10 protein-coding genes are annotated in these 12,722 nt (G+C 57.2%); 2 read left to right on the forward strand and 8 right to left on the reverse strand.

The window, feature by feature from the left end:
* Window positions 1–341 precede the first annotated feature (341 nt).
* From FN828_RS21105 to FN828_RS13505, 8 genes are all read right to left on the reverse strand, one after another.
* Complete coding sequence (locus tag FN828_RS21105) at window positions 342–605, reverse strand: type II toxin-antitoxin system RelE family toxin (RefSeq protein WP_408033806.1); 264 nt, start codon at window positions 603–605, stop codon at window positions 342–344.
* Window positions 606–3,080, reverse strand: a complete 2,475-nt coding sequence (locus tag FN828_RS13475; protein WP_142493999.1) for an N-6 DNA methylase — start codon at window positions 3,078–3,080, stop codon at window positions 606–608.
* A gap of 323 nt (window positions 3,081–3,403) precedes the next feature.
* Window positions 3,404–3,616: a hypothetical protein gene (locus FN828_RS13480; protein ID WP_142494000.1), complete on the reverse strand. Its 213-nt coding sequence runs from the start codon at window positions 3,614–3,616 to the stop codon at window positions 3,404–3,406.
* A gap of 226 nt (window positions 3,617–3,842) precedes the next feature.
* Window positions 3,843–4,679: an inositol monophosphatase family protein gene (locus FN828_RS13485; protein ID WP_142494001.1), complete on the reverse strand. Its 837-nt coding sequence runs from the start codon at window positions 4,677–4,679 to the stop codon at window positions 3,843–3,845.
* 202 nt (window positions 4,680–4,881) lie between these two features.
* Window positions 4,882–5,379, reverse strand: coding sequence for a bactofilin family protein (locus tag FN828_RS13490; RefSeq protein WP_142494002.1), 498 nt, complete (start codon window positions 5,377–5,379; stop codon window positions 4,882–4,884).
* Window positions 5,369–6,706 (reverse strand): M23 family metallopeptidase, encoded by a 1,338-nt coding sequence (locus FN828_RS13495; RefSeq protein ID WP_142494003.1) that lies wholly within the window; start codon window positions 6,704–6,706, stop codon window positions 5,369–5,371. Before FN828_RS13495 ends, FN828_RS13490 begins: the two co-directional genes overlap by 11 nt.
* A gap of 178 nt (window positions 6,707–6,884) precedes the next feature.
* Entirely contained in the window at window positions 6,885–7,718 is an 834-nt protein-coding gene (locus tag FN828_RS13500; RefSeq protein ID WP_142494004.1) for a ferritin-like domain-containing protein, read from the reverse strand.
* Complete coding sequence (locus FN828_RS13505; RefSeq protein ID WP_142494005.1) at window positions 7,715–8,176, reverse strand: peroxiredoxin; 462 nt, start codon at window positions 8,174–8,176, stop codon at window positions 7,715–7,717. Before FN828_RS13505 ends, FN828_RS13500 begins: the two co-directional genes overlap by 4 nt.
* Window positions 8,177–8,281: 105 nt before the next feature.
* Here FN828_RS13505 and FN828_RS13510 point away from each other — a divergent pair, with 105 nt between their 5' ends.
* Together FN828_RS13510 and queA are read left to right on the forward strand one after the other, a co-directional pair.
* Window positions 8,282–11,578, forward strand: a complete 3,297-nt coding sequence (locus tag FN828_RS13510; protein ID WP_142494006.1) for a YhdP family protein — start codon at window positions 8,282–8,284, stop codon at window positions 11,576–11,578.
* Window positions 11,575–12,627 (forward strand): tRNA preQ1(34) S-adenosylmethionine ribosyltransferase-isomerase QueA, encoded by a 1,053-nt coding sequence (gene queA, locus FN828_RS13515; RefSeq protein ID WP_142494007.1) that lies wholly within the window; start codon window positions 11,575–11,577, stop codon window positions 12,625–12,627. Before FN828_RS13510 ends, queA begins: the two co-directional genes overlap by 4 nt.
* Window positions 12,628–12,722: the final 95 nt, after the last annotated feature.

Below are 12,722 nucleotides of genomic sequence, written 5' to 3' on the forward strand. Positions count from 1 at the left end.
AACGATAGGCCCGAAGTGCGGGAACTGTTTTCCGGGTTCCATATCGAGGCTGTGAACCTGACCTATACCATCGCCAAAGCGGGGGCAAAGCAGGTCAGCGAGTTGCTGATTTCCAACAGGGAAGTGCGGACGGGACTGCTGTGAGAGCGGGTAAACGGGGGCGGAGCACGTTGCGCGCCCGTTGTTGCTCTGCATGACCGGCCCTTGGACTGCCGTTCGTTCATCGCCTCTCATGCTGCGATGCGGCCCTTCGAAGTAGACTTTCGCCACCGCAACATTGATGGTGGTACCTGTGCTTTGCCGTGCAAACCTGCTTTAGGTATTGAGAAACAAAGCTCTAACTATAGATTGCGATAGATGCGGCCTCTATTCCCAATCTTAAGAATGAAGATTCTTCCTTCACTATCTGGTTGTAAATAGACCACTCGAAGACTTCCACTCCGAATACGCCAAAGCGAATCGTGGCCCTTAAGTTTCTTCGACCCCGCTGGGCTTGCGTCCTCTCCTAACTTGTCAATCTTCGCAGCTACTAGACGTTGGTCGGTTTTTGAAAGGGCCTGAAATTGTTTCATGGCGGCGGATCGGAACAGTATCTCAAATTTCAACTATTCTATCCCACTTTGGAACTTAAAATCCTTCCAAGACAACTCGGTCGGATCATCAATCGCGATCAAAGCATCTGCTAGGTCTTCAGCGTCTTCGAGAGCTTCAAACTCAGCTTCTGATTCAGCAAGATAGGGTTGCAAGCTAGCGTCTATTACTTCCTGATTTACCTTGAGTTTATCCTCCACCCACGCACGAGCACTTCGTGATTTTGGCAGTTTGAAGTCGGCTATTCTTTGCGGTGTGAGCTTCCTGCCGTAGCTGAAGCGCCACCGCTCAGCATGAAGTGTCGCGGCAGCTAGCACGAGATCGACCAGTTGTATACCTTCTCGGGGTAGGAGCACCAAGCAGTCGTCATTCACAGCACATGGTTCCAATTGCACAAACGCTTCACCAATGCTGCCTGTCTGCGCAACAGTAACAAATGGCGGCTCAATCACTTGTGAAAAATCTAGCCAGCCGTAACACCCATTATATTCCTCGGTTGGCGAGATTATCAGTGTCTTTCCAGGAACCATTCCATCGCGACTATGCAGCTCTTTCATTCCATAGAAAATTTCAAAAGCGCCGCCGACCGTATCTACTTCTTTTGGAAGCTTTTTCGCATTCCCAATTCTCTGTTTTGTCAAAATTTCTTTGTATGGAGCCGCATCGATCTCTTGTGCCAGAATAGCCAATCGCTGTGCTACGATTTCTGGCGCATATCGAGTATAAAATGATGCTAACCGTCTTAGCAAAACATCAACGGCCAGAGTCAGTTCTTTGTCTTCAGTTGGCGCTGCTTCGATATATGCGCCAACGGACCATTCATCGGACGCAGAAACATTCGCCAGTCCAGAGAAACCGGCCTCAATCACCTTGTTGGCGATGGCATCAACTGCCTTCTCAGCTTGATCAGGTACCGAATTTCGACGTACACGAGCACTTTTCTTAAGAACGAAACCATCGTGTTGCAGCCGAACGAATGAAGTCTTTCTCTTGGTGTCGTGAGGAATTCCTTTTGTAATCAGGGCAATTGATGTGTTTGCAGCTGCGAAGGGTTGGAACAAATCGTCGGGAAGTTGGCAAACTGCATCGAGACGATTGTTCCTTAGAATCGTTTCTCTCCAAGCGCCCTTGTCCTTCTTGGCCAGCAACGAGTTTGGTAGAATTACTGCTAACCGGCCACCATCCTCCAATCCTGACAATGCTTTGTCTACAAATGCCTCGGCAGGCGTGTCAGTCTTTTTGTGAGGGAACGGAGGATTGATTAGGGACACAGTAGCGGACGCTTTGGGAAAACTTTTGGAGGTGAAGACATCCTCCGCATGAATGCCAGTGGATCCGTCGCCACGGAGGATCATATTGGCGACACATAGCGCCGCCGTAATTGGCTCACTTTCGAACCCGATCAACTGGCTCGCCACGACATCAACCATGTCTTCTCGTTTCATGGAGTGCAGCTTTAGCATTCTGTCCATTGCCGCCACGAGGAAGCCACCAGAACCACAAGCTGGGTCCAATACGACATCCTTAACACCAATGTCCGTGATCTCAGCCATAAACGAAGTTATGTGCCTTGGAGTGAAATACTGACCAATGGTGTTTCCGCCAGTGTAGCGGAAAAATGTCTCATACAATTGGCCCAAATAGTCATGCTCTGCAGTCAGGACAGAAATATTCAAACGTTCTAGAATCGCAACGATGCGACGTCCGTTGTTTGCCAATTTCTTGTTTGCTGGGTCCACCCTTAAGGAATTTGACAATCCGAATTTCTTAGTGCCGAATGCCTCAGTGCAGAAATAATTGATATCGCGCAGTATAGCCTTGGGATCACGAGATACCGTACCACCAGTCCGACCACTCTGCCAAAGCGCGATCATAATTGCAGCTACGACCGCTGGACGGAATTCATCGCGAATATCGGATTCTCGAAGCAACCGATTTATTTCTTCGGCACGTCGGGCCAGTACCTCCTGAGACGGCATCGATGGGCGCAATTCGGAACCGCTTCCAAGCGCAGAAATTTTCACTACGTCTTCGTAGTTCGGTATCCAACCGATAGGAGCGCCATCATAAGTGATCGTTTCCCAATCCGTGCCAGTCCACTTTGTCACTTTGACTTGGAAGTCTACATCATCCGTGCCGGCCAAAGCGATGGAGACCGGTCTAAACCCTTTTGAGATAAATGCCTTCGCATAATGCTGTGCTTCTTCCAGGGCCAGCTCGATCTCTTGTGATCGAGCCTTGGCTTCAATCACCGCGATCGGTTGATTAGTTTCGTTGTCAAGTAAGATCGCCTCGGGAATACCGTAACCAGCTCCAGTCTTACTTGCGGATCTCATCATCATCGCGAGCTCAGGAAAGGCTCTATATTCAGTTTGGAAGAGGACGTCGCCATACGGCGGACGTCGCCGGTCCCAGCCTTGTGCATCAAGAAGATCATTGAGCAGATGTTCTGCTCTTCTCTCCGACGTTGCCATGTTTTTGGACGCCATTTTCCACCTTACGAGTTTTTCGATTTTTGATCCCGTTTGACAGAATCTACAATTTGCGGCAAGAAAATTTCGTCAAGCGCGCCGCCTTTATTTGCAAGTGTAGTGCGCATACGGCTGACATATGGAAGCTGCACCTCAGCGTGATCAAACCGGACAAATGTCATAAGTTGTCGATCAGCGCTGCAGAGTACTGCATTGCACATTACCGATTATAGTGATCGATACAGCATAGGCACCCATACCTACAGCGCCATGAATGACTGCTTTCCCCAAATGAAAACGATGACCAGATAAGCACAGCAGACTTCCGCTTTCCGCCCTTGTCACCCCCTCTCAAAAAAACCCGGATGAGGCAGATGTGCCTCATGGCGGATGGTGTCGGCCCCATACCGTCGGTTGATCAGGTCAATCACGTCAGAGGCCCGTTCACCGGCAGTCTTTTCAGCAGGCCCCAGCGGTAATAGCAGATCGCCGGATCGGATCGTGTCGCCGTCCATGATTGTGACGGCGGTCAGGATGAGGATGGCGTGGATCATGGTGGTGGGGTATAAATCAATAAATGCGGGCGCAATTTGCCTCGTTACATGATAGCCAATCTAAATTGCATGTCATTATGCGATCTGCCTGCGCAGATTTTACGTAATTAGTTAAATAGTCAAATATTATTAACGGCTTAATCATCCTGTATTGGGATGTAGAACTTATTCAGGACTAACGCAGATACGTTATTTTTATAACATTACGCGTTGTGAGCATCCGGTATCACGATTCCGGGGAGAAAAGGCAGTTCCTTGCGGCTTGCCAACTGTCCGGGTCTGGGGCGCAGATCAATCCGCCGGTGGTGTGAAACGGTTTGTATGCTGAGCCATCGAAATGCGCGCTATAGCCGCCTGCTTCCTGATGTAGAAGCCATCCGGCGGCGTGATCCCACGGCATCAGTTTGTTATAAACCAGCAGTTCACAGTTTCCGCTGGCGGCAAGCCTGTATTCATGGGCGGCGCAGCGCAGCCAGAAGTTCATTCCGAATTTTGAAAGGTTTCGTTGAACTGTCGGGCGAAGTGTGGGGGGCAGAAAGTTCGTTCCGGCGACGATGTTCATTTGGCTAGGGGCGCAGGGGGGCGAAACCCGCAGCCGCTGATCAGACAGCCCTGATTGCCGGAGCCAAGACCCTGCGCCCCGCAATGCTGTCGCCGTTCCCCCGGTGATGGGGTCGTGTATGGCCGCAAGGGTGATTTCGCCGTATGACAGCCCTGCGATCATCATGCCAAAGAGCGGCAGGCCAGAGGTAAAGTTTTTTGTCCCATCAATCGGGTCGATCAGGAATGCAATTGGTGCATCCGCCATTTTCTTGATAATGCCCGGATCGTTGCCGGTCCGTTCTTCGCCAACGATCAGCGCGTCGGGGAACATGGTAAGCAATGCTTCGGTAGTGCGGTCCTCGGCGGCCTGATCCGCTTCGCTGAAAACATCGAAGGACGAGGTTTTTTCGTGAACCGGGTTCGGAATCTGGGCGCGAAACCGTGGTAGCAGTTCTTCTTCGCCGACACGGCATAGAAGGTCACAAAGCTGGTCAACATGGGAAGGGTTGAATAAGGTCATGGGCTTTCCGTTTTGTTGGACCGTTGCATTTACCGATGGTTTTGTGAAGCTCTTGGGGCAATTTTCCCTAGGATGGATTGTTTGGCTCTTTCAGTTTGTACGGTGCCTGCTGTCTGTCTGATGCTGTATTTACCCTTTGGAATGCAAAAACGCCGCCCCGGTGGGCGGCGTTTTGAAGAGAGTAACCGAGATCGTCGAAGTGTCAGGACGCGTCGCCAGCGGGGGCGGCGGGTGCTTTGGGGGCAGCGCCTTTGGTCGACAGCGGGTCGTCCTGACGCTGAACCGAGCCTTCGAAATGGGCGCCGGATTCGATGGCGATGGTTTTGTGGATGATATCGCCTTCGACGCGGGCGGTCGAGGTCAGGCGCACCTTCAGGCCGCGCACACGGCCGACGACGCGGCCATTGACCACAACATCGTCAGCGACGACTTCGCCCTTGATGGTGGCGGTTTCGCCAACGGTCAGCAGGTGGGCGCGAATGTCGCCTTCGACAGCGCCTTCGACCTGAATGTCGCCGGTGGTTTTCAGGTTGCCGATGATGGTCAGGTCCGAAGACAGGATCGACGCCGGGGGCTTCGGTTTGGGGGCCGATGCCTTGAAATCGCTGGACGCCGACGAAGCTGGCGCTTCGGGCATTGCGGGTTTCGTGGTTTCGGGTGCCTTCGGGGCGGGTTCGTTGATTTTGCTTTTAGAAAACATCTCGTGCAGCCTTGATAAAGATCATCGGATTGACGGCTTTGCCGTCGACTCTCACTTCGTAGTGCAGATGGGGCCCTGTTACACGCCCGGAAGCTCCCATATCACCAATACGTTGCCCGCGCGATACCTTTTGCCCCACCTTCACGATAATTTTTGACATGTGGGCATAGCGGGTTTCGATTCCGAACGGGTGTTTGATTTTCACCAGACGCCCATACCCCGAGGACCACCCGGCATGAACCACCACGCCATCGGCGGTGGAATACAGCGGGGTGCCGACCGGCCCGGCGAAATCCACGCCCTTGTGCAGGCGGCGGCCCCCGGTCTTGGGATCGCGGCGATAGCCAAAGGGCGAAGTAAAGCGGAAAGATTTATGCACCGGGATCGCAAACGGGGCCTGTTCGGCGGCGATGCGATACAGGTTCAGTTGATCCATCTGGTTCAGCAGGCGGTTGGCGCGCAGCATGTTTTCGCTGGGTTCCTCGCCCGAGGTAGAAAAAGAGATCGGCGTCAGGGGGCCGCCCTGACCGGAATAGCCGCGGCGGACCTGATTTAGGATGCTGTCCGTGTTCATGCCAGCGGCGCGGAACATTTTGTCCAGCGGCTTGACGGAAACGCTCATCGCGTCTTCCAATTGGCGGAAGATTTGTTCGTTCTGATCCTGCATCAGCCGCAGCTGGTGGGTCAGTTCATCCGCCCGGACCAGCGCATCCTGAGCATCGGCAACCACCTGATCGCGTTGCTCTGCGGTGTCTTCCAACGCGTTGACCATGAAATCCAGCGTTTGAGTGACACCGGGGGCCGCGCTGGTCAATGTTGTGCCTTGCTGCCCGTCTTTTACCTGCCGCTCCAGTGCGGCGGCGGTGGCGCGGGCGGTATCGCGCTCTTTCAGGGTACGGCGCAGGGTGGTCTGGATGACTTCGATCCCGGTTTCCAGCTCGCGCCAGCGGGTTTCGGATTCCAGCAGTTGCGACTGCATGACCGAGATTTGTTCCAGCGCCTTGTTGAACCGTTCCTGCGCGGCCAAGGCTTCGGTGGCGCGGGTGTCGCGTTCCTGTGACAGCAGGTTCAGACGGGTTTCATAGGTTTTTTGATCGCGCTTGGCCTGTTCGCGGTAATTGCCCGATCCAATGGAATCCATCAGCAGGATTGCCGTTGCGATGATCGCCCAAGCAACCAGCGCCGCCGACCCGGTAAAGCCGATCAATTGCGTCACCGGACGCAGGCGTATGAACCGTGTGTCGTTTTCCGAACGCAGAAATACGCGGCGTTCCGGGAAATACTTTTCCAAAAGCGCGTCGGTCTTGATTGCCAAACGTGTTCTCACACGGTCGTCCTCTTACATCCCCATCCCCAAAGCGGTCCTTGGTGTTCAAATCCAAGAACCTGAAAGGTGATTAACGACCACAGGGGGGCAGGGCAAGGATTTTAGACCGATTGGTTGGAACGGCGGGACAAAACCCGCCGATCCGGCAATTTCCCGCCGATTTGAAGGGGTTGGCCGTTTAGCTGCGCACATGCGCCGGGGGCGTTTCATCGGCCAGTGGCCAGTAGAAGTCGGGGGGCAGCCCGGCCTCGGCGCGTTTTTCTTCGTTAAAGGGGGGCTTCAGGGCGCCGTGGAAATAGGTGCGGACCAGATCGTGAAACATGTCCTTGGGGTCTTTTTCATGGCGACCACACAGGAAATGGAACCACTTGGAGCCATAGGCGACATGGCCCACTTCTTCGGCATAGATCACGGATAGCGCATCCACCACGTCCTGTTGTTTGGCGTTCTGGAACACCTTGATCATGCCGGGGGTCACGTCCAGCCCGCGGGCTTCCAGAACCATCGGCACCACGGCCAGACGACCGAACAGGTCTTCGGCGGTGTCTTCGGCGGCACGCCACATGCCCGCATGGGCGGGCAAGGCCCCGTAATGGCTGCCCATTGCTTCAAGACGGTCACATACAAGATTGAAATGTTTGGATTCTTCATCCGCCGATTTCACCCAGTCATCATAGAACCCGATCGGCATAGGGATATGGCCGAAACGGGCGATGATGTCCCAATGCAGGTCCACGGCGTTCAGTTCGATATGGGCCACGGCATGAAGGATCGCCATACGCCCCTGAACGGAACCGGGGCGGCGGCGCGGCACGTCGCGCGGGTCCAGCAATTCGGGCTTTTCGGGCCGTGCGGGGCGCAGCGGCGGGTTGGCGGTGCCGACGGGGATTGGATGCCCCGATTTGCGGGACGCGAACCATGCGGCGGCGTGTTGATGCGACAGGGCGGTTTTGGCGCGGCCATCGGCGGTTGTCAGCACCTCGACCGCCATTTCAGTCAGTGTCAGGGTCATAGGGCGCGCGCGGCCTCCAGCACCTCTTCGACGTGACCGGGGACTTTGACCTTGCGCCATTCGCGCACCACGTTGCCCGCCGCGTCGATCAAAAAGGTGGACCGTTCGATGCCCCAGAATTTTTTGCCATACATGGATTTTTCTTTCCATACGCCCAGACGTTTACACAGGTCGCTGTTTTCGTCCGATAGCAAAGAAACGCTTAGTCCCTGCTTTTCACGGAATTTTTCATGGCTTGTCAGGGAATCTTTGGATACGCCAAAGACCTTCACGCCTGCGGCGTCAAATGCGGCCAGATGTTCGGAAAATCCAATGGCTTCCTTGGTGCATCCGGCGGTGTTGTCACGCGGGTAAAAGAACAAAACCACAGGCGCAGGCCGCAATGCGGACAGGGTGACGGGATCGCCGCCATCCTGCGGCAGGGTGAAATCGGGGGCGGCATAGGGCGTGTCGGTCATCAGCTGAATTCCTCGGATGCGTCATTGGTTTGGCTGTAGTAATAGTGTGATATACAAAAGAATAAAGGGACCGGGTGGGCGAACGGTCATCAGGTCTGAGCAGAAATGAGCGACGCAAAGGGCAATCACGATCACGGCGGTCATCCGCGCCGACATTTCAGGTGGCTTTGGTGGTCGCTGATCGTGGTGGGCTGTTTGTTGGCTGCCGGGGGTGGGACGCTGTATTCCTATGTCGGGCGTCCGATCAAGGCGCCGGACTGGTTACATGATCGTATCGAACAACGGCTGACGCGGGTCTTGCCGGGGGCGGATATTGATTTTGGCGATATTTCGCTGCTGATCCCGCGCACCGGACGGCCCCGTATCCTGCTGCGGGATGCTGAAATCACAACAGATGATGGCCGCCCGGTGATGTCGCTGGCCAATCTGGAAGTGCGGGTTGCCTTTCGCCCGCTGTTGAAAGGGCAGGTTTTACTGAGCAAACTGCGCCTGTCGGGGGCCACGGTGAATGTGCGGCGGCGCAAGGACGGATCGTTCGATCTGTCGTTCGGTCAATTGCCCGAGGCGCAAAAAGCCGCCAGCGTGGCCGATATGATTGCCGGGCTGGACGGGTTGTTACAGACACCGGAATTATCCGCATTGACCGGGGTGCAGGCCGATGGGCTGGTTCTGGCCTACGAAGACGCGCGGGCCGGGCGGGCATGGACGGTGGATGGCGCACGGTTCGACATGACACGCACGGGGGATGCGCTGGCGATCCGGGGCGATCTGGCGCTGTTGGGCGGCTATGATTACGCCACCACGGTCGAAATGCGCTTTGACAGCCGGATTGGCGACATCGCGGCCCAGTTGGGCATGAATTTTGAAGATATGGATGCGCGCGACATTGCCTCTCAGGTGGCGGCGCTGGCGTGGGTGAATGCGCTGCGCGCGCCGATCAGCGGGGCATTGCGGGTAGGGCTGGACGATCAGGGCAAACTGGGGCCGCTGTCCGGCACCTTGCAGATCGGCGCGGGGGCATTGCAGCCGACTGACAGAACCAGTCCGGTTCCGTTCGATTCCGCGCGATCCTATTTCACCTATGATCCCGCGTCGCAGCTTTTGCGGTTTGACGAACTGTCGGTCGAAAGCGCGTGGGTCAGCGGGCGGGCCGAAGGCAAGGCCATTCTGAAAGGGATGGATACCGGCTGGCCCAGCGAATTGCAGGGGCAGTTCACTCTGACCGGGCTGGCGGCTAACCCCAATGATATTTACCCCCAGCCCGTGACGCTGGATCAGGCGCAGATGACCTTTCGTCTGGGATTGGCACCGTTTGATTTTACGCTGGGGCAGGCCAGCCTGACCAAAGACGGCCATGTGGTTGTGCTGGATGGTCGGCTTTTGGCGGAACCCGAGGGCTGGAATCTGGCCGTGAACGGGCAAGTGGCGGAATTAAACCGGGATACGGTTCTGGGGTTCTGGCCCGAAACGCTCAAGGAAAAGACCCGCACTTGGGTGACTGAAAATATCCATGCGCTGACGCTCAGCAATGCGCAGCTTGCGTTTCGGGTGCGACCCGGCGTTGAGCCACAGCTTTATCTGGGATCGGAGTTTCGGGACGGGGATATCCGGTATCTGAAGCACATGCCCGAGGTCACGGGCGCGGCTGGCCGGGCCGAACTGATGAACAATCGCTTCGTGGTGACGGCGGCCAAGGGAACGGTGCTGGCCCCACAGGGCGGGCCGGTGGATGTGACCGGCACCAGCCTGATCATTGACGACGTGCGCATCAAAGGCCCGCCTGCGGTGGTGCAACTGGCGGCCGAAGGCACAATCACCGCCGCGCTGTCCTTGCTGGATCGTGAACCGCTGCGGGTGATGACCAAGGCAAACCGCCCGGTGACATTGGCCGAGGGGCGGGCGCGGGCAGCGGGACCAATCCATGTGCGGTTGAAAAAAGGGATACCTGCGTCCTCGGTCCGGTATGACATTCATGCGGATTTGACCGGGGTGCGCAGCAGCAAGTTGATCCCGGACCGGGTATTCGCCGCGCAACGGCTGAGCGCGCACGCCACGAATGAACGGCTGATCATTCAGGGAAAGGGCCGTGTCGGGCAGGTGCCGTTCGAGGGCGTCTGGGCGATGCCAATCGAAGGCAATGTTGCGGGCGTTAGCCGGGCCGAGGGGCAGGCGGTCTTGTCGCAGGCGTTTCTGGATGAATTCAGCATCGGCCTGCCAAGCGGAACAGTCAGCGGCGAAGGCACGGCGAAATTCACACTGGATCTGGCAAAGGACAAACCAGCAGAGTTTGCTGGCAGCAGCGACCTGAAAGGGCTGGGGCTGAGCATTCCGCAACTGGGATGGTCCTTGCCGCGAAACAGCGGTGGCAAGCTGGAAGTGCGCGGACGGTTGGGGCCGGTGCCTGCGGTGGACCGGATCGAATTATCCGCGCCGGGGCTAAAGGCCGAAGGCGCGATAACTGTGGCCGAAGATGGCGGATTGGGTCGGGCGGTGTTCTCGCAGGTGCAGGCCGGGGGCTGGCTGGATGCGCCGGTCGTGCTGACGGGGCGCGGCAAGGGCGCGGCCCCGGCGGTGCAGGTCACGGGGGGAACGCTGGATTTGCGCCGCTCTGATCTGGGCGGGGGCGGCACCTCTGGCGGGGGCGGGGCGAGCTTCCCGCTGAGCGTGGCGTTGGATCGCTTGCAGATCACGGACACATTGGCGCTGACAGGGTTTCAGGGGAAATTCACATCCTCGCGCGGGATGAACGGTCAATTCACCGGGTTGGTGAATGGGCAGGCACGGGTGACGGGCGAAATGACCCCAGACGGTTCCCGGTCGCGGTTCGTGATCCGATCCTCGGATGCGGGGGCGGTGGCATCTGCGGCGGGGCTTTTGTCCAAGGCCAGCAAGGGCGATTTGCAACTGGTGCTGACCCCGGTGGGGGCGGACAGTTATGACGGGCGGTTGAAAATCGCGAATACATGGCTGAAGGATGCGCCCGCGATGGCGGCACTGCTGAACGCGGCCAGTATCATCGGACTGCTGGAACAAATGAGCGGCGGCGGCATCCTGTTTTCCGAGGTGGACGCAAAATTCCGCCTGACTCCGGCGCAGGTTGTGGTGACAAAAAGCAGCGCCGTTGGGGTGTCCATTGGGATTTCGATGGATGGAATTTACGATCTGGCCAGCAAGCGGATGGATTTTCAGGGTGTCTTTTCCCCGATCTACGCGGTGAATGCGATTGGGTCTGTGCTGACCCGCAAGGGCGAAGGGCTGATTGGGTTTAACTTCACCATGCGGGGCAGTTCGGATAATCCGCGTGTGTCGGTCAATCCGCTCTCGCTCTTTACGCCGGGCATGTTTAGAGAGATATTCCGCCGCCCCGCGCCCAAGCTGACCCCGCCGAAAGAGAGCCAATGAAACTGTCCGATTTCGATTTCGACCTGCCCGAGGAACTGATCGCCACGCGTCCCGCCAAGCCGCGGTCGTCTGCGCGGTTGCTGGTGGCCGAAGAGGACCAGATCACCGATGCACGGGTGACGGATATTCTGCACTGGCTGCGCCCCGGTGATCGGCTGGTGCTGAATGACACCAAGGTGATCCCGGCGCGACTGTCCGGGACGCGGGAACGCGATGGGGCCGAAGGCCGGACCAAGGCGCGGATCGAGGCGACGCTGCTGGAACCGCGCGCCGGTGGGCATTGGGCTGCGCTGGTGAAGCCGTTGAAAAAAATCCGCGAGGGCGAGGAGATTGTGTTTTCCGACGCGCTGTCGGCCACGCTGATTGCCAAGGAAGACGGGCAAGCGGTTTTGGCGTTCAACCTGACCGGCGATGATTTCGATGTGGCGCTGGCGCAGGCGGGGGCGATGCCCTTGCCGCCCTATATCGCCGCCAAACGCGCGGCGGATGAGCAGGACAAACAGGATTATCAAACCGTCTGGGCGCGGGCCGCGGGGGCGGTGGCGGCCCCTACGGCGTCGTTACATTTCGATGAACCGCTGCTGGCGCAAATCCGCGATCTGGAGGTTCAGATCAGCTTTGTCACCTTGCATGTGGGGGCGGGGACGTTCCTGCCGGTGAAGGTGGACGACGTGACCAGCCACAAGATGCACGCCGAATGGGGCGAAGTCAGCGAAGCCGCCGCCGCCCAGATTGCAGCCACCAAGGCCGCAGGCGGGCGGGTGATCCCTGTTGGCACCACGGCGCTGCGGCTGATCGAAAGCGCGGCCCGATCCGGTGATATTCAACCGTGGCGGGGCGAGACGGATATTTTCATCTATCCCGGCTTTAGCTTTCACGTTGCTGATGCGCTGATGACCAATTTCCACCTGCCCAAATCCACGCTGATGATGCTGGTTTCTGCGCTGATGGGGCAGGACCGGATTCGCGCGATCTATGATCACGCCGTGGCGCAGGGGTATCGTTTTTTCTCTTACGGGGATGCCTCGCTGTTGATCCCAAAGGGGTGATCGTGGCACCAAGTCGGGAAAGGCCGCGCGGATGCCGCATCCGGGGCGGCGATTAAGTCATTCCTCTGTCACGAAAATCGGTGAAGAAGGAGCCG

Origin of the sequence: Thalassovita litoralis (assembly GCF_900182725.1) — a bacterium.
GTDB lineage: Bacteria > Pseudomonadota > Alphaproteobacteria > Rhodobacterales > Rhodobacteraceae > Thalassobius > Thalassobius litoralis.

Bases quoted from the DNA above. Each gene is read 5' to 3' on its own strand.
- FN828_RS13475 (WP_142493999.1), bottom strand. From the start codon at position 3,080: ATGGCGTCCAAAAACATGGCAACGTCGGAGAGAAGAGCAGAACATCTG.
- FN828_RS13480 (WP_142494000.1), bottom strand. From the start codon at position 3,616: ATGATCCACGCCATCCTCATCCTGACCGCCGTCACAATCATGGACGGC.
- FN828_RS13485 (WP_142494001.1), bottom strand. From the start codon at position 4,679: ATGACCTTATTCAACCCTTCCCATGTTGACCAGCTTTGTGACCTTCTA.
- FN828_RS13490 (WP_142494002.1), bottom strand. From the start codon at position 5,379: ATGTTTTCTAAAAGCAAAATCAACGAACCCGCCCCGAAGGCACCCGAA.
- FN828_RS13500 (WP_142494004.1), bottom strand. From the start codon at position 7,718: ATGACCCTGACACTGACTGAAATGGCGGTCGAGGTGCTGACAACCGCC.
- FN828_RS13505 (WP_142494005.1), bottom strand. From the start codon at position 8,176: ATGACCGACACGCCCTATGCCGCCCCCGATTTCACCCTGCCGCAGGAT.
- FN828_RS13510 (WP_142494006.1), top strand. From the start codon at position 8,282: ATGAGCGACGCAAAGGGCAATCACGATCACGGCGGTCATCCGCGCCGA.
- queA (WP_142494007.1), top strand. From the start codon at position 11,575: ATGAAACTGTCCGATTTCGATTTCGACCTGCCCGAGGAACTGATCGCC.